Source organism: Streptococcus vulneris (assembly GCF_019218685.1).
Classification (GTDB): Bacteria; Bacillota; Bacilli; order Lactobacillales; family Streptococcaceae; genus Streptococcus; species Streptococcus vulneris.
Map to the genome: position 1 here is coordinate 35,651 of NZ_JAHUZC010000004.1, position 18,277 is coordinate 53,927.

The 18,277-nt window shown below is 42.0% G+C and carries 17 protein-coding genes and 1 other RNA gene; 1 reads left to right on the forward strand and 17 read right to left on the reverse strand.

What is annotated here, in order from left to right; genetic code table 11:
* Nucleotides 1-85 precede the first annotated feature (85 nt).
* Nucleotides 86-2,452 carry an SF1B family DNA helicase RecD2 gene (gene recD2, locus KUA57_RS04375; RefSeq protein ID WP_218493703.1) on the forward strand — a complete coding sequence of 789 codons (2,367 nt, stop codon included), beginning with the start codon at nt 86-88 and terminating at the stop codon, nt 2,450-2,452.
* 152 nt (nt 2,453-2,604) lie between these two features.
* Here recD2 and tig read toward each other — a convergent pair whose 3' ends face one another.
* From tig to KUA57_RS04460, 17 genes are all read right to left on the reverse strand, one after another.
* Entirely contained in the window at nt 2,605-3,888 is a 1,284-nt protein-coding gene (gene tig, locus KUA57_RS04380) for a trigger factor (protein WP_218493704.1), read from the reverse strand.
* A 92-nt stretch (nt 3,889-3,980) separates the two neighbouring features.
* Nucleotides 3,981-4,637, reverse strand: a complete 657-nt coding sequence (locus KUA57_RS04385) for a DNA alkylation repair protein (RefSeq protein WP_061864751.1) — start codon at nt 4,635-4,637, stop codon at nt 3,981-3,983.
* Nucleotides 4,638-5,270, reverse strand: a complete 633-nt coding sequence (locus KUA57_RS04390) for a response regulator transcription factor (RefSeq protein WP_004263249.1) — start codon at nt 5,268-5,270, stop codon at nt 4,638-4,640. It abuts the gene before it with no gap.
* A 24-nt stretch (nt 5,271-5,294) separates the two neighbouring features.
* Nucleotides 5,295-6,278: an envelope stress sensor histidine kinase LiaS gene (locus KUA57_RS04395; protein ID WP_061864750.1), complete on the reverse strand. Its 984-nt coding sequence runs from the start codon at nt 6,276-6,278 to the stop codon at nt 5,295-5,297.
* Nucleotides 6,275-6,973 (reverse strand): cell wall-active antibiotics response protein LiaF, encoded by a 699-nt coding sequence (gene liaF / locus KUA57_RS04400; protein WP_125446929.1) that lies wholly within the window; start codon nt 6,971-6,973, stop codon nt 6,275-6,277. Before liaF ends, KUA57_RS04395 begins: the two co-directional genes overlap by 4 nt.
* A gap of 76 nt (nt 6,974-7,049) precedes the next feature.
* Entirely contained in the window at nt 7,050-8,060 is a 1,011-nt protein-coding gene (gene fni / locus KUA57_RS04405; protein WP_061864748.1) for a type 2 isopentenyl-diphosphate Delta-isomerase, read from the reverse strand.
* Entirely contained in the window at nt 8,044-9,051 is a 1,008-nt protein-coding gene (locus tag KUA57_RS04410) for a phosphomevalonate kinase (RefSeq protein WP_061864747.1), read from the reverse strand. Before KUA57_RS04410 ends, fni begins: the two co-directional genes overlap by 17 nt.
* A complete protein-coding gene (gene mvaD, locus KUA57_RS04415; RefSeq protein WP_125446927.1) occupies nt 9,038-9,991 on the reverse strand; it encodes a diphosphomevalonate decarboxylase in 954 nt (317 codons plus the stop codon). Before mvaD ends, KUA57_RS04410 begins: the two co-directional genes overlap by 14 nt.
* A complete protein-coding gene (mvk, locus tag KUA57_RS04420; protein WP_061864746.1) occupies nt 9,973-10,851 on the reverse strand; it encodes a mevalonate kinase in 879 nt (292 codons plus the stop codon). Before mvk ends, mvaD begins: the two co-directional genes overlap by 19 nt.
* Nucleotides 10,852-10,973: 122 nt before the next feature.
* Nucleotides 10,974-11,978, reverse strand: coding sequence for a choline-binding protein CbpJ (gene cbpJ, locus KUA57_RS04425; protein ID WP_125446925.1), 1,005 nt, complete (start codon nt 11,976-11,978; stop codon nt 10,974-10,976).
* A 100-nt stretch (nt 11,979-12,078) separates the two neighbouring features.
* Complete coding sequence (locus KUA57_RS04430; protein ID WP_049488068.1) at nt 12,079-12,768, reverse strand: response regulator transcription factor; 690 nt, start codon at nt 12,766-12,768, stop codon at nt 12,079-12,081.
* 11 nt (nt 12,769-12,779) lie between these two features.
* Nucleotides 12,780-14,204 (reverse strand): NADP-dependent phosphogluconate dehydrogenase, encoded by a 1,425-nt coding sequence (gene gndA, locus KUA57_RS04435; RefSeq protein ID WP_070482370.1) that lies wholly within the window; start codon nt 14,202-14,204, stop codon nt 12,780-12,782.
* A 75-nt stretch (nt 14,205-14,279) separates the two neighbouring features.
* Nucleotides 14,280-15,668, reverse strand: a complete 1,389-nt coding sequence (gene mapZ, locus KUA57_RS04440; RefSeq protein WP_125446923.1) for a cell division site-positioning protein MapZ — start codon at nt 15,666-15,668, stop codon at nt 14,280-14,282.
* A gap of 12 nt (nt 15,669-15,680) precedes the next feature.
* Nucleotides 15,681-16,838, reverse strand: a complete 1,158-nt coding sequence (locus tag KUA57_RS04445; protein WP_218493705.1) for a THUMP domain-containing class I SAM-dependent RNA methyltransferase — start codon at nt 16,836-16,838, stop codon at nt 15,681-15,683.
* 84 nt (nt 16,839-16,922) lie between these two features.
* An RNA gene (gene rnpB / locus KUA57_RS04450) (RNase P RNA component class B) lies at nt 16,923-17,304 on the reverse strand.
* A gap of 20 nt (nt 17,305-17,324) precedes the next feature.
* Nucleotides 17,325-17,654, reverse strand: a complete 330-nt coding sequence (gene gpsB / locus KUA57_RS04455) for a cell division regulator GpsB (protein ID WP_064276670.1) — start codon at nt 17,652-17,654, stop codon at nt 17,325-17,327.
* Between the two features lie 72 nt (nt 17,655-17,726).
* Complete coding sequence (locus KUA57_RS04460) at nt 17,727-18,254, reverse strand: SLOG family protein (RefSeq protein WP_218493706.1); 528 nt, start codon at nt 18,252-18,254, stop codon at nt 17,727-17,729.
* Nucleotides 18,255-18,277 lie beyond the last annotated feature (23 nt).

Below are 18,277 nucleotides of genomic sequence, written 5' to 3' on the forward strand. Positions count from 1 at the left end.
CTATCGTGAGAAGATGATTCTTTAGTACCAATTCGATTAAAACAGATACAAAGTTAACTCTCACCTATTCATACAAAGGAATTTTATGGAAGTTTATTTTTCAGGAACCATTGAACGGATTATTTTTGAAAATCCCAGCAATTTTTATCGCATCCTTCTCCTAGAAATCGACGATACAGACGCAGAGGATTTTGATGATTTTGAAATCATTGTCACGGGCACCATGGCTGATGTGATTGAGGGAGAAGACTATACTTTTTGGGGACAAATTGTCCAGCACTCCAAGTATGGAGAACAACTGCAAATCAGCCGATATGAACGCGCAAAACCAACTAGCAAGGGATTGGTCAAGTACTTTTCAAGTAGCCATTTCAAGGGGATTGGTCTTAAGACAGCTCAGAAAATCGTGGATACCTATGGCGACAATACCATTGACGAAATTCTGCAACACCCAGAAAAGCTAGAAGGCATTGCAGGACTATCTTCAAAAAATCGCGAGGCTTTCGTCTCCACTCTCCGCCTCAACTACGGAACCGAGATGGTTTTGGCCAAACTTGCCAACTACGGCATTCCCAACAAACTAGCCTTTCAGATTCAAGACTTTTATAAGGAAAAAACCCTTGATGTGGTTGAAAATTATCCCTACCAACTAGTTGAGGATATCAAGGGTTTAGGCTTTACTATTGCTGACCAATTAGCGGAAGAACTAGGCATCGAAAGTCAAGCCCCTGAACGCTTCCGCGCCGGTCTAGTTCATAGTCTTTTTCAGGCCTGTATGGAAACAGGGGACACCTATATTGAAGCACGGGATTTGCTAGAACAAACCCTTACTCTCCTTGAATCTTCTCGTCCCGTGGAACTGGACCCCAGCCAAGTAGCCCAAGAACTCTCCTACCTGATTGAAGAAGACAAGGTTCAGCAGATTGATACAAAAATCTTTGATAACAGTCTCTTTTTCGCTGAGGAAGGCATCCGCAGTCACTTGGTTCGTATCCTTGAAAAAGGAAAACAGAAGAGTCATGATTTAGAAACCATTCAAAAACATATCGCTACTGTCGAAGAAGATCTGGAGATTGAGTATGATAGCATTCAAAAACAAGCTATCTGTGACGCTATCCAGAACAAGGTCTTTATCCTAACAGGTGGACCCGGTACTGGTAAGACGACTGTTATCAATGGGATTATCGCTGTTTATGCCATTTTAGAAGGACTTGACCTCAGGAAAAAAAGCAACTTACCTATTCTTCTTGCCGCTCCAACTGGTCGAGCCGCTCGGCGCATGAATGAATTGACAGGCTTGCCTAGCGCGACCATACACCGTCATTTAGGAATGACAGGTGACGATGACACCAGTCATCTGGAAGATTATCTGGATTCCGACTTTATTATCGTGGATGAATTTTCTATGGTGGATACTTGGCTGGCCAATCAACTCTTTTCCAATATCTCTTCTAACAGTAAGATTCTAATCGTAGGCGACAGCGATCAGCTACCGTCTGTCAGCCCTGGACAGGTTCTAGCGGATCTGCTTCATATTCCCTTGATTCCTCAGACTCGCTTGGAAAAAATTTACCGGCAAAGCGAAGAATCAACCATCGTCACCCTAGCTAGTCAGATTAGACAGGGTATCTTGCCAGCTGATTTCACCCAGAAAAAAGCAGACCGTTCCTACTTTGAAATTGCTAGCGGACATATTCCTGCTACGATTGAGAAAATCTTAGGCGCTGCCCTAAGAAGTGGTATCCCTGCCCGTGATATCCAAGTTCTGGCGCCCATGTACCGAGGAACAGCAGGGATTGATGCCATCAACCAACTCATGCAAGACATCCTTAATCCACCACAAAAAGACCAACTCAGTTTTGAAGCTCCCCAGTGCCACTATCGTAAGGGCGACAAGGTCATTCACTTGGTCAATGATGCTGAAATCAATGTCTTTAATGGAGATTTAGGAACTATCACAGACCTGATTCCTGGTAAATACACCGAGTCGAAACAAGACGAAATTGTCATTGATTTTGATGGCAACGAGGTCTCTTACCCACGTAACGAATGGTACAAAATTCGCTTGGCCTATGCCATGAGTATCCATAAGTCCCAGGGAAGTGAGTTCCCTGTTGTCATCCTACCTATCACTAGTGCTAGTAGGCGTATGCTGGAGCGCAATCTCATCTATACAGCCATTACACGCGCCAAAAGCAAGCTTATCTTACTAGGCGAATTACAAGCCTTCGACTATGCTACCCAACACATCGGAACTGCCCGAAAAACCTATCTGATCGAACGCTTCAGTGATTTAATTGAAAATATTGAGGAAAATAAACAATCTATCTCTGAAACTGCCACATCAAGTACCTCTGAACCATCCTACATCCTAACCGAAGAAAACTGGGACAGCATCCCAGCCATGATTGGGATTACAGACGCAGACCTCAAAGAGATTTTTGGAAAATAGTGCATAAGAAAACCCACCAATTCAGGTGGGATTTTTGTTTATTAATACTCAATGAAAATCAAAGAGCAAACTAGGAAGCTAGCCACAAGCTGTACTTGAGTACGGTAAGGCGACGCTGACGTGGTTTGAAGAGATTTTCGAAGAGTATAAGATTATTTAACTGTTGCTGTGCTTGTAATCAATTCAACAGCTTTTTTAATTGTGATGTCGTGTTTCAACATATCAGCTGAAAGCAAGCTTTGTACTTGTGCAACTTCCATGTTGTAATCTGCAGCCAATTGCTCGATTTCTTTTTGGATTTCTTCTTCTGAAGCATCAAATCCTTCAGCTTTGGCAACTGCTTCGATAACAAGGTTAGTCTTAGTACGTGACTCAGCTTCTCCCTCGTATTGTTTGTGAAGATCTTCTTGAGTAGTTCCAGTGATTTGGAAATACATGTCAGGGTTGATACCTTGACGTTGCAAGTTTCCAAGGAATTCGTTTACTGAACGGTGAACTTCTTCATGGATCATTTCTTCTGGAAGTTCTACGATTTCAGCGTTTTCTACAGCTTTATCAATTGCTACACCTTCAACTGCATCCTTGTATGCTTCTTCTTTAGCTGCAGCCAATTCCTTGCGGTATTTTTCTTTCAATTCAGCAAGTGTTTCAACTTCTTCGTCGATGTCTTTTGCAAGCTCGTCGTCAAGAGCTGGAACTTCTTTAGCTTTTACTTCGTGGATAGTTGTTACGAATTTAGCTTCTTTACCTGCAAGGTCTTCTGCTTGGTAGTCCTCTGGGAATGTTACGATAACATCAACAGTTTCACCAGCTGAGTGACCTACCAATTGGTCTTCGAAACCAGGGATGAATTGACCTGAACCAAGTCCAAGTGAGAAGTTTTCCCCTTTTCCGCCATCAAATTCAACACCATCGATAGAACCAACGAAGTCGATGACAACAGTGTCGCCGTTTTCAGCAGCAGCTTCTTTGATAACCAATTCAGCCAAGTTGTTGCGTTCGCGTTCGATACGCTCTTCAACGTCAGCATCAGTTACTTCTTTTTCTAGATCAACTGATACTTCAAGGTTTTTGTAGTCACCCAATTTTACTTCAGGTTTTGTAACCACTTCAGCAGTGATAACCCAGTCTTGACCTTTTTCCATTGAAATTACGTCAATTTTTGGTTGAGCAACGACTTCAAGACCAGCTTCTTTTACAGCTGCTTCATAAGCGTTTGGCAAAAGAGCGTTCATAACGTCTTGGTAAAGTGACTCTTCACCAAATTTTTTGTCGAAGATAGGGCGTGGAAGGTGACCTTTACGGAAACCTGGAACATTAAGAGATTTCTTCACTGAGTTGAAGACACGATCCAATTCTGGTTTGATTTGGTCTTGAGAGATAGTGAAAGTCAAGACTCCGCGGTTTGTTTCTTTGTTTTCAAATGATACAGACATTCTGTCATTTCTCCTTAAAATTTTTTAAATACAGTCTATTATAACATAAACGAGCGATTTTTTTCAAGTAATGAATGCGCTTTTCAATGACGCTAGAGGTACTTGCTTGCTTCTTTGATACTAAGGTCAGCCATTCTTTCCTTGTTTTTCTCAATAAAGCCTGCTACCCAAATTGGATTGGTTTTGGAGTAGTCTCTTAGAGCCCAGCCAATGGCTTTATTGATAAAGAATTCTGTTTGATTCAAATTATGAAGCAGAATCTTTTCCAGTAATTGAACATTGGTCTTCTCTTTTCTTAACAACTGGTGGTCAATAGCAACGCGTCTCAACCAGATATTGTCTGACAGGCTCCATTGGAGGATTATTTTTTCCAGTTCCTGCTTCTCATACACCAAACTCCCTACTACTCGATCTAGGATATCCACCGTATCCCACCAAGACTTGGTGACAACCAACTGCTCTAGCTTAAGCAAATCGCTGTCCTTTAGATAAGACTGCATGGCTTTCAAATAATTGGCGGCCACATACTGGTATTCTCTAGACTCTTTTTCCCAGCAAGTATCTACAAAATCCCAATCGATAATCTTTGTTTTTTTCGCTTCTGGAAAGTATTTTTTATAGAGTTTATTTCTTTCTGGCGCCGCAACGCCTAGAAAGGAAAATTGATGGCGCATATAGGCCTCCATAGGCCCTGCTTTTTTAGGATTTTTTGCTGCTTCTAGCTCCTCAAGTAAATCTGTTAGACTCATCTAAAACTCCTCATGCCCCACCAAGTGGTGCTGAAAGGCATAGACTGCAGCCTGGGTACGATCGCTAACCTCAAGTTTGGCAAGAATGTTAGACACGTGCGTCTTGACCGTCTTGAGAGAGATAAACAGTTCGTCTGCGATACGCTGATTTTCGTAGCCCTTGGCGATGAGTTGGAGAACATCTCGCTCACGCGCAGTCAAGTCCTCATGTAGTTCTATGTGATTGCGGTGGTACTCGACCTTCTTGCTGACCTCTTGCTCAATAGCCAACTCGCCAGCAGCTACCTTACGGACAGCATGGAGCAATTCGTCTGCACTAGAAGTCTTGAGCATATAGCCCCGAGCACCGGCATTTAAGACAGGCATGATTTTTTCATTGTCCAAATAAGAGCTCACAATCAAAATCTTGGCTTCAGGCCATTCTTTGAGGATGGCCAAGGTCGCATCAATCCCATTCATCTCAGGCATGACGATATCCATGACAATAACATCCGGACGCAATTCCAATGCCAACTCAATGCCTTGAGATCCGTTTGCCGCCTCGCCCACTACTTCTACATCATCTTGGAGGTCAAAGTAACTTTTCAAGCCCAATCGGACCATTTCGTGGTCATCTACTAGTAAAATTTTCATCTTTACTCCTTTATCATTCCTTACCTAACAGGGGATACGGATATCAACTGCCAGCCCTTGCTTGGGAGCTGTTAATAACTGAACCGTCCCTGCCATATCTTCAACCCGCTCCTTGATATTGCGGAGTCCATAACTCAGGTCATCTAAACTCCCCAACTGGAAACCAATCCCATTATCCACCACCTTCAGTTGCAATTCAACATCTGTCTGATAGAGATAGACATCCAGACAAGAGGCCTGGGCATGGCGGAGGGTATTGCTGATTAACTCTTGCAGGATACGGAAAATATGCTCCTCGATTTTCTTAGGCAATTTCGTCACGTTTTGCTTGAAACTAACCTTGAGATCACTCTTCTCCTCAAGCTCTTTTAAGAGGATTTGAATTCCCTCAACCAGACTCTTCTGCTCCAGTTCAACTGGTCGCAAATGCAAGAGCAAGACCCGTAAATCCTTCTGGGCTGTTTCTAAAATAGCTGTGACGCTCTGCAACTGGGTCTGCATCTTTTCTCTATCCAATTTCAAAGACTGCTGGCTGATACCTGACAAAATCATGTGGGCCGCAAACAACTCCTGACTGACTGTATCGTGCAAATCCCGAGCAATCCGCTTCCGTTCTTTCTCGATGATTTCCTCTTCCTGAGCAAGACTCTGATTTTCTGCTTTTTGAAGAGCTTCTGTCAAAAGGTTAAGTTTACCTGACAAGGACTTGAAACTGGCATCCAAATCTGGATCTGCAATCTGAACCACTTCTTGCCCTGCCAACAAACGCTTAAGATTAGTCTGCATTTTTCTTAGAGAAAGCTCTTCAACACCTCTCCAAAACAGGACTAAGAGAAAGGTCATGGACATGCTGAATACCAACAATAAAAAGACAAATTTTTCTGTTTTTTCGACATCATGTAAGAAAATAGACCAGTCAAAATCAAGGATTTCCAGCAAGCTGTGAGAGAAAAATAAGACAAACAGGACGGAGAGGAGAGCAATGATTACATAGGCTTGTTTTTTCATCCTCTGATCACCTCCACATCTCCAATCATAGTGGTCAAGAAAATCTTGACACTCTTATTACTCTTGAGATAGTCTCTTGTTTCTTGATGACAGTGTTCATTGCGGAGGGCTCGCTTGGGCTGGTTGAAAAAAGTCAAATCACCATAGAGACAGTTAACGCTGAGACTGACTTCCACATCTACAGGTACAATGATTTTGGTCGTTCCTACCATCTTTCTGAGGATAATGACATTGTCATGATTGGTTAGAATCACCCTCTCCAGATGAATAGTGTCCTTACCCATGAGGCGAAAGAGATTGATATCATCAAACTGGCAAGTCTGGTAACTTGAAAAATGATGGAGATTTCCAAACCAACGATTTTTCTCCTTCTTAACCGTCACCACTTCTTCAAAAACCAAATTGGTCTGCTCTTTTTCCTGGTTCATCATCGGATAAAGAAGAAAGAGGCTATAGATGACCGCAACAAAAATAGCTAGAATCACAAAAGGGTTGAGCATGACGATGAAAAAGAAGAGAATGGTTGCCACCACTAAAAGAAGATTATTGCCCTCTTTACCAGTGTAATAACGAATCAAAAGCAAAAAGAGGAATAGAATCAGCAGAAAACGCGAAAAATGCTCTGAAACCATCAAAATCAGAGCTCCTGTCAAAAGACAGGCTTCGATAAATAAAAAGATTTTAAATTTTCTCATAGGTTCATCCTCTCCCTTCTATTTTATCACAATTCAAAAAAGTCACCTCAGTCTAAAGATGGAAAAAAGGCGGTGGTTACGCCTTTTTCATCTGATCCTTTGCTTCTTTTAATTTTCCATAAAGAAGATAGTCTACTTTTTGCAGATCTGCTATGGTGGCACAATTAAGGGCACACATAATCAAACGCAGATCGTCTTTCCAGCCTTGGACAATACCAATCACTTCTTCGACTGTGTAGTTTTCAATCAATTCCAGAATTGTTCGAGACAGTCCTACAGCCTTAGCCCCAAAGACCAAGCACTTAATCATATCCAGCGGATTGCGAACACCTCCACTAACCAAGAGTTCAACCTTGTCTTTCCAGTCTTGGGCATTGAGAAGGACTTGCATGGTAGACTGGCCCCATTGATTGAGGTAATCACGTTGACCACTGCGACGGTTTTCGATATAGGCAAAGCTGGTACCACCACGACCTGATAGATCCACTGTACGAACACCCAATTCATAGGCTCTTTCAATGGTCTTCACATCCATTCCAAAGCCCACTTCCTTGAGGACAATGGGAACAGGAATTTGCTTGCTATAGTCTGCTAGATGCGATTGCCAGCATCTGAACTTCCTTTCCCCCTCTGGCATCAGTAATTCCTGCATAACATTGACATGCACTTGCAAGAGAAGAGGATGCATCTCTTCTACAGTCTGAAGTCCCAACTCAATCGGCTTATCCAATCCAATATTGGTTCCAAGAAGGAGATTTGGATGACTAGACTTGACAGAAAAAGAGTCATCTGATGGATCCTTGAGGGCTGCGCTATAAGAACCTGTTACAAATAAAATACCACAGGCTTCCGCCACTTGAGCCAGCTTTTGATTGATTTCTCTCCCCTTATCGCTTCCACCCGTCATGGCATTGATATAAAAAGGAAAATCCCACTTTCGACCAGCAAACTCTGTCGACAGATCGATTTCATCCAGGTCGTAAAGAGGCAAGGAAGAATGAATCAACTCCACCTCATCAAAGCTATTATAGGAACTTTTCTGCTCAAGGGCATAGCGGATGTGCTCATCCTTACGATTTGTCGTCATGTCCTATCCTTTCTTGGTATAAGAGCTCAATCCCCAGATCGGCCCAACGGTTTTTTAGAGTTTCAGTTGATTGCTCATCAAAACTCAAGGCAATACCACAATCACCACCACCAGCACCGCTACTCTTGGCAACAACCTGCAAATCTTGACTAGCTGTCTTCAACTGTCTAAGCGAAGGCGTGTAAATATCTGCGCTCAAGCTTTCTAAGAGCTTGCTGGCTACTTCTACTTGCTCGATAATTTTTTCTGATTCCCCCTGCTCCAAAGCTTCTACCAAAGAAACCACCGTTTCTTTTGAGGAACTTAAAAAATTCTGATTGATATTTTGCTTGATTTGTTGAACCATATCACTCGATACAGCCACTTCCTTGGTCCATCCCACTAGGAAATCACATTCTAGGGCTGGTTTCACTTGTGAAATTGAAAAGCCCCAATCACGCTCTAAAACAGTCGCTAAGTTTTCTTCTTCCAACCAAGCAGCCACCCTCCGGCGATCAAATGACTGGTAAAGAACCAAATCCTCTGCTACAATACAGGCGAGGTCACCCATAGAACCATTGTCTCCTCGCTTGAGCAAAACAGCACTGGCTAGCTTGAATAAGAGAGTCTGATCAACCGAAAGATTATACAGAGCCAGCAAAGTCTTGACAACCAAGACAACGACACTGCCACTAGAGCCTAAACCAAACTTTTTCCCTTCTCGTTCCATTTTTCCACGGATTTCTAGAGAAAAAGGTCGCAAGGTCTGCCCACGATAAACGAGGAAATCTTGCACTAAAGCAATCGTTTCTTGAATCAAGCTGTAGTCAGGATTTGGTGTCAAGTCCACTACGAAATCAAACATATCTGAGTAGATACGGTAACTATCAGAAAAAGCAATCTCGCCCTTCATATAGATGGGAATGGCCTTTATCAAGGCCAACTGCCCTGGCTCTAAAATAGCATATTCACCTGCCCAATAGAGCTTTCCGCAAGTTTTAACAGCAATCATCTTGACTCAAATCCTTTGTTTTTGACACAATCAAGCGATAATGTTGACCAAAAATTTCTGATAAATGCTCCAAGTCTTTCTCCTGACAGAGGACCTTGACATTGGGACCGGCATCCATAGTAAAGTAGCAGGCTTCTCCTTGCTCACGGAGCTGGCGGACAAAGTCCATGGCTTCATAAGATGCATCGTTCAGATAAGAGAAAGCTGGTGATGCTGTTTTGGTTGTAGCGTGCATAGCAAGGGCATTTTCCTCTGTTAACTCCCCAACCTTGGCAAAATCATTCTCTTTGAGATAAACCAGCATATTCTGATAATCCTTCTCAGACTGACGAACCCAGTCGTCAAAGGTCGTCGAGGTTTCCACACAAAGTTTCATCCCATCACGGCTAGAAATTGGTTTTTTCTTGTCCTCCAGCACCAACATAATCATAGCTAGTTTCAAGTCTGTTTCTACAGGGTAAATTTCTCCGCTATCCTTATCCCAAGCACCTAGTGGTCCATAAAAACTCCGAGAAGAAGAACCTGATGCAAACTTAGCCTCCTGCGCCAACTGACTTCTATCCAAACCAAGCTTGAAATAAGCATTACAAGCCTTGACTAAGGCGGACAAACCGCTAGAACTTGAGGATAAGCCCGCTGCCGTAGGCATATTGTTTTGAGTGTCAATACGAACAAAGCCTTCCCCAGCTGGACGGTAGCGGTCAATAATCTTACTCATCTTAGCATGCTCAGCCTCATTTTGTAGCTGACCATTGATATAAAATGCATCAGCAGTCGCGTCCATCGGTAGCGGCGACAAAGTCGTCTCTGTATACATATTTTCCAAAGTCAGAGAAATACTGCTAGTAGCAGGCACCATCTCTTTTTCTTTTTTCTTTCCCCAATATTTGATAATAGCAATATTTGCGTAGGAACGTACTGTTACAGGCTCTCTATCCATGTCTGAACAGCTCCTTTCTCTTCTAATTTTTCTGCTAATTCTTGAGCTTGTGTCAAATTGTCTGCCAAGGCTATGATACAGCCTCCAAGCCCACCACCACTCATCTTGGCACCCAGAGCACCATGGTTAAGAGCCGTTTCTACCAGATGATCTGCCTCAGGGCTACTAACACCAATTTCTTTTAAATGTAAATGCGCTTGACTAAGGATTTGTCCCAGCCCTTCAGCATCTTTTTGTGAAATCGCTTCTTCTGCCTGCTGGGTCAATTCTCCCAAGGCATGTAAAAACGGTAGGGCATCCTTGCCCTTACTTTGAACCACTTGGATGGCTTCACGAGTATGGCCATAAACACCCGTATCGGCAATCACCAAATAGGCAGATAAATCCATCTCAAGCTCTGTAAATCCTACATTCTTAATAAATCGAATAGGCTGGTCACTGAGACAGGTCTTAGCATCTAAACCACTTGGATTCATATGGGCAATCATCTCCGCCCGATTGACCAAGATTTCTAGTACATCATGAGGCAGGTCGGCTTGATAGTAGTCAAATACCGCACGAATAGCCGCTATGCTGATAGCAGCTGACGAACCCATTCCCCGTTTTTCAGGGATAGCCGAGTCAATCTCGCAGCGAATGCAGGCTTCTTTGATATCCAAATACTCCAACGAAGCATAAACTGCCATGGACAAGGTATCCTCCTCATAAAGACGCCAAGGACTCGCTGCAGGAACTACCTTACAAGTCACCTCCACCTCCAAAAGAGGCAGGGAAATGGCAGGATAACCGTAAACGACTGCATGCTCCCCTATTAAAATTATCTTACTATGTGCCTGACCGACACCAATTTTTTTTATCATTTTTTCCTTTTACTAGACGAAAAAGCCGTCTCATTTTTTCATACAAATATTTATTCTTTCCTATCTATTTTATTATATTTTCACAAAAAAAGCGATTGTTTCCTTCACAATCGCCTCTTTCATTATTGGACCCATTCGCCGTTATAGTTGACGTAGTAGCCATCTACAGTGGTATTCACTGCCAAAGCACCTGAGCTATAAGCATAGTACCATTTGCCATTGACCTGGAACCAACCTGTCTTCATATCTCCATTACTTGCATTTAGGTAGTACCAAGTTGAACCATCTTTCACCCAACCAGTTGCCATAGCTCCTGATGAACGGAGATAGTACCACTTGTTACCAAGATATTGCCAGTCTGTTTTCATATCGCCATTTTCAGCATCTAAATAGTACCAAGTTGAGCCTTCCTGATACCAGCCAGTTGTCATAGCTCCTGATGAACGGAGGTAGTACCATTTATTGCCAAGTTGTTTCCAACCAGTTTGCATGATACCAGTTGTTGGATCTAGATAGTACCAAGCTGAACCATCATTTATCCAACCTGTACGTATTTCACCACCAATATAGTCTTCTCCATTAATTTCTGTTTTAGCTAGATAATACCAGTTAGACTGGTCATAAAGCCAACCTGTCTTTAAAGAATGATCTTGATTAAAGTAATAGTTCGTGTAAAAACTCTTCTCTTCTTTATCTTCCGGATTTGTACGTTTTTCCCCATACTTTCTTCCAACGCTGTCTTTAGTTTTAACCTCTAATGCTTCCCAACCAACAAACTCTTGTAGCACTCCATTTTTGTCAAAGTAGTACCATTCTGGCATTGGGGAACCTTCTAATCTTATACCATTAGGATAAGGACCAATTGTACTACCTTTAGATGGAAACGGAATATATTGCCAGCCGACCACCATCTCTCCAGATAAAGGATCAAAATAATAGTACTTCCCATCAATCACTCGCCAGTAGGTTTCTTTTAGGTCCCCCTTCTTGTAGTAGGTTCTACCATTTTCTTGGACAAATTGCCAGCCTTCTGAATCAGCATCATCCGCCAATACTGCACTTGTTGCTAGCAAACCGAAGAAAAAGACTGCTAATGCGATTTGCATCAATTTTTTTATTATTTTCATTAGACCTATCCTCCATAACTGATTATAGCAAAGACCAAACCGCATGTCAATATATAGAGAACTCCCTCAAAAAAAGCAGTTACATAACCGCAACTGCTCTCTATTCTTGCATGGTGTAACCAACACCACGAACGGTTTTAATGTAGCTTTTTTGACCTTTTACATCAAGCTTGCTACGTAGATAACGGATATAGACATCCACGATATTGGTTTCGGTCGCACTTTCATACTTCCAGACACTTTCCAACAACTGCTCACGAGTCAGGACTTTCTTGCTTCCCATAAGAGTAGCCAAAAGGTCATACTCACGACGAGTCAGAGCAATCATTTCCTCGCCACGATAAACTGTGTGATGCTCTACATCCATACGCAGATTGCGATAAGACGTTGGAACCTTCATCTGACTACAATGCTGGTCGATAAAGTCCCGACCTCGGAAAATCGCTGAAATACGAGCCACCAAATTATCAATAATAACCGGCTTATAGATGTAAGAAACGGCAAAGCGTTGGATTATCTCAATCTGATCTTGCAAGTCTTCGCGATGGTCCAAGACCATGATGACTGAGGCTGGCTTAGTCCGACTCAGCTTGTCTGCAAAATCCTGGGCCGTCATATCCCCCAGATGAGCATTCAATAAAATCAAGTCATAGTCTGTCTGAAGAGCAACGGAGAGGGCTTTTTGCCCCTCCTCAACCTGATCAACTCGGTATTGCTCTTTTTGGAGTTCCAAACTTAAAAAATGAGCTAGATTTCGTTCTTTCTCAAGTAATAAAATCCGTTTCCCCATGGCAGACCTACTTATTTTTCGTCATACCAAGAGTAGTGGAAGGTTCCTTCTTTGTCTTTACGTTGGTAAGTGTGGGCACCAAAGTAGTCACGTTGCGCTTGGATCAAGTTAGCTGGAAGGTCAGCTGAACGGTAGCTATCAAAGTAAGTAATAGCTGCTGAGAAAGTTGGCACTGGCACACCAGCTTGAACAGCAAGAGCTACGATATCACGCACTGCTTGTTGATACTTAGTAGTAACATCCAGGAAGTACTCATCCAAAAGAAGGTTAGCAAGGTCTGCATCACGGTTGTAAGCATCTGTAATCTTTTGCAAGAAACGAGAACGGATGATACAGCCATCGCGCCAGATAGATGCGATATCTGCAAATGGCAAGTTCCAGTTGTTTTCTTTAGAAGCTACACGCAATTGCGCAAAACCTTGTGCGTATGAAATGATTTTTGAGAAGTAAAGGGCTTGACGGATTTTTTCAATCAACTCAGCCTTGTCTCCTTCAAATTTGAAGGCAGCTGGTTTTGGAAGAACCTTGCTTGCATGCACACGTTCTTCTTTGTAAGTTGAAATGTAACGTGCAAATACTGACTCAGTGATGAGTGACAATGGCACACCAAGGTCAAGAGATGATTGGCTAGTCCATTTACCAGTTCCCTTATTACCTGCAGCATCAAGGATGTAGTCTACGATTGGTCCATCTTGGCCTTCATCGTCTTTACGACTCAAGATATCAGCTGTGATTTCGATCAAGTAGCTGTCCAATTCACCCTTGTTCCACTCAGTAAAGATTTCAGCCATATCTTCTGCAGAAAGGCCTAGCAAGTGTTGCATCAAGTCATAGCTTTCTGCAATCAATTGCATGTCACCATACTCGATACCGTTGTGGACCATTTTCACATAGTGACCAGCTCCATCAGGACCGATGTAAGTCACACATGGTTTGCCATCTTCTGGTGCTTTAGCTGAGATTTCTTCAAGAACATCCGCAACCAATTCGTAGGCCTCTTTTTGTCCACCAGGCATGATAGAAGGACCTTCAAGGGCACCTTTTTCACCACCAGAAACCCCAGTACCGATAAAGTTGATACCTGAGTTTGCCAGTTCTTCATTACGACGGATTGTATCTTTGTAGAAAGTGTTTCCTCCGTCGATCAAGATATCACCCTTGTCAAGGTGTGGAAGAAGGGCTTGAATTGTAGCATCTGTACCAGGTCCAGCTTGAACCATGAGCATGATACGACGAGGTTTTTCGATTGAGTTTACAAAACTTTCAACGTCATAGCTTGGTACAAAGTTCTTTTCAGGATGGCAAGCAATTACATCTTCAGTTTTTTCTTTACTACGGTTGTAAATAGCAACTGTGTAACCACGAGATTCAATATTAAGGGCAAGGTTACGACCCATTACGGCCATACCTACGACACCAAAGTTAGCTTTTGTCATTTGACACTCCTCTTGTTTAATTTGTTTTATTTTATCATTTTTACTTTTGAAAAGAAAGAATTTTGTAACGACTGCTTAGTAGTCCAAAGCATCCGCATGTCCAGAACCATTTCCAACAAAGTATCCTGTCTTACAGTTAAGGGTAAAGAGATAGGTTCCATCTGGCTTGTAGAGGTTGTAATAACCATTGCCATTAACGATATTAACACGTTCAAGGATATATTGGTTACCAGTGATATAACCACGTGAGCGTGAAGTCGCTAGGATTTTTTCCAAGACACCATCCGCGAAATCCCAGGCAGAATTATTGCTATCATCAACAGCTGATTGATTGAACGGCACACGACTCGAAGCTCTCTGGAGGTCAACTCCAGAACTTGATAAACCGCCATGGCTATCATCACGTGCAGAAACTGAACTATTTGTTGAGGCGTTTGAAGATGGACTAGTGTTGTCTGTAGTGCTCTCTGTTGATGAACTTGAACTTTCTTGACTTGAGCTTGAGCTAGAACTTGAAGGAGCTGTTTGTTGACTCTTACCTAGACTAATAGCCTTATCTAGTAATTTATCAAGCTCCGTATTTCCAGTTTTAATATCTGTAAATTTAGCATCCGATTTAGCTTTAGCGTTAGTGTCCAAAACACCATCAACAATAGCTGGCTTCTCAAACTGAGCATTTACATCTTGAATAGCCTTGATTTGAGTTGCTAGGCTATCATACTTAGATTTTGCAAGCGTATATTCGCGACTACCTTCTAGCTTATCAAGCAAGGTTTTCAGTTGACTCAGTTTATCAAACTGGCTATTCTTCAAAGCCGTTTTGTTGCTATCTGTATAGAAGGCATCATATAAATTATTGAATTCTTCCACATCTGACTGCGTATTTGTAGTTGATTGAGAAGTTTGGATTTCCTTGGTCGAACGATCCACTTGACGATAAACATAATAACCAGTTCCAAGGATAAGAACCACTAAGGCTGCTAGAATACCGTAAAGCACCCATTTCTTCTTACTATTTCCATCTTCACTATCTGTCACTCGATAAAGTGTTGGGATATCTTCAGTCTCAAAGGCTTCAACAAGAGGAGTTTCTGAAACTCGTGTTAATTCTAAATCATCAAACTGACTCAACTCATCTTCTGGAGCTGGAGAAGTTACTCCTGTTTCCTCACGAAGCTCTTGAAGTAAATTATCCAGAGTCTGAGTCTCCTCTATCTCTTCCATCTCTTCTTTTTCAACTAAATCATCCTTGCTAAACTGACGCGTTTCAAACTTATCTGCCTCAATTTCATCTTTATGTTGTTTCACATACTTGTCCAAGATAGAATCTCCAGGCAATACACCTGCTTCCACCTCTTCATTTTTTAGCATGGCTTCTCCAACCGTTAGCTCTTTGGCATCATCAAAATCAAATTGCGCTTCTTGATGTTCTGTTATATGACGATCATGTCTTTTCTTACTCATGAGTTTTCCTTCCTACTTTACTTCCTGACGTTTAACACGCTGACCGAAATATTGATACAAATCAACTTTTAAAGTTCCATTGTACAACTTGCGCTTCTTGTCCGCCTGACTGCCGTACTTGGTCTCAAAGGCTTCATCACTAGTTAGGATAAATTTGCTCCACGTTTTCAGCGGTGCAAATACTTGCCCCATCTCAGCATAGAGTTTGGTAACTCCTGCATCATCTGACAAGCGTTCCCCATAAGGTGGGTTAGAGATAATCACTCCATTGATTTTATCGGAACGCAAATCCTGCACGCGCATCTGCTTAAAGGTAATATCTCCTGCAACACCTGCTACTTGAGCATTGGCCTTAGCAATTTCCACCATACGTGCATCGATATCGCAGCCCATGATATCTAGCTCAAGCTCACGATCTACTTTTTTGGCTGCTTCTGTGCGAACTTCTTGAATCAAGCGATCGCTAATCCAGTTCCATTCCTCAAAGGCAAAGGAGCGACGAAGACCAGGCGCCATCTTTCTAGCAATCATAACTGCCTCGATACAGAAAGTCCCCGAACCACAGGTCGGATCAATCAAGGGCTTGTCTGGATACCAGTTAGAGAGTTGCAAAATAGCTGCTGCCATGTTTTCCTTGATAGGAGCCCCACCTTTTTCAGTACGATAGCCACGTTTAAAGAGGCTAGACCCGGTCGTATCAATCATGACAGTTGCGACATCTTTCAGAATAGAAACCTCAATCTTAAACTCAGGACCAGTTTCCATCAAGGGGACACCTTCTGGACGGACATAGTGTCTCTGCAACTTCTTAACAACGGCCTTCTTTGAAATAGCCTGTACACTGGGTTCATTGTGTAGCTTAGATTTCACACATTTGGCTTTTGAAATCGGGAATCGAGCTCCAAGTGGTATATAATTTTCCCAATCTAGAGCGAAAACTCCTTGAAAGAGCTCCTCAAAAGTCTTAGCTGGGAACGTTCCTACGATAATCTTGATACGATCTGCTGCCCGAAGCCAGAGGTTGGTTTCGATAATGGCTCTCACGTCTCCTTGAAAACGAACACGTCCATTTTCAACCTGACAATCGTAGCCCAACTCTCGCAATTCACGTCCCACAACAGCCTCAAGACCCGCTGCAGCAGTCGCGATTAAATTAAATTCTTTTTTCATTTTCAGTCTTATAAGACCTTTCTATATGTCCACTTTAAAAAATGAGGTTGAGAAAATTTTCTCAGCCCCAACCTATATGCAATTTTCTATAAGCCATGTTTTGTTCCAGAAGTGACTAGGACCACTTCCTTCGATAATCATCTGTCTACCACTAACAGCTTACAGCTGATAGCAGTCAGAGTACTACGTTCGTTTCCGTGTACTCCATGCCCCGACCGAAATTTGGGTTGCTAGCTTGAGGGGTTTACCGCGTTCCACTCTCTCTGTTTCCAGAAAGACTCCGTCACTGTGGCACTTTCAAGCCTACTCTGGCTTATCCAAGGACTTAGCCATTTCAACTGCCGTAACGATTTCTCGTCCCTAGGCTTATGGTTTCGCCTAGCACAAACACTACAGGCATCACAGCCTGTGCTAGCATGGACTTTCCTCATGAAAAGAAATTCTCCTCACGCGATTATCCAAAAATTGCACTTTTCAAATAAGCTCTTATAAATCAGAGTTATCCAAAATTTGTTTACCAAATACTTCTTTCTCAAGACGATTTAGTCGTTTCAAAATATCAAAATTCGTCATAGAAGTTGTTGCTGTCATTTCAAGCGGTTCTGCTTGAACAGATGCAGATTCAGGCTTGCGAGACAATTCTTCCTTCAACTCTGCAATTTCTTGACGGAGAGACTTGACTAAGGCAGCATAAGTTTCATAGTCCTTGATGACATCGTCCAAAAATTCATCAACTTCAACCTTACTATATCCACGGACTTCACGTCCAAACTCTTGCTCAAAAATATCTTTTGCTGAAAAAATAATACTTGCCATCTCTCTCTCCATTCTCGGTTTCTAATAGTATTATTATATAAAAAAAGGCAAACAAAAATCAAGGTCAAAGGCTTACTTTTCAGAAAAATTTTCTGCTAGCTCATTTAAGTCTTCAAACGTTAGCCTTTTTATGCGATAACCTTCCTGATTTTTCATCAAGGTATCCATAAATTTTAATTTGGTCTCATTTTCTGGATCATAGAAAAAATAAGCTAAATCAGTATTTTCCAGTAAAAATCGTTGGTAGTCTCGTAGTTGCCCCATATGTTCATATTTAGGATAGGCATATTTGACAAAATCTACCTGTTTAAATTGATTAAGTTTAAGCTGATTCGCTTCATTCCAATTTTCCCCGTGTGTTTCAAAATCAAAAATGGTCGCTAGGTTGAAATCATATTCTTCTTTCATTTCATTTGCAACATCAAGCACCCATGATTCAAATCCCAAGTTCCCTGTAAAGACCAGCCAATTAATCCCTTCTTCAGCCAAACTTTCTAAATCACGGCGAATGGCTTTCTTTATAATTTTTAACCTGATATCTTTTTCGTTAAAGACACCCAAGTCAAAATTAGAATATCCCATAATTAAAGCTGTAGTCATTTTTACACCTTTCTTTCTATTTT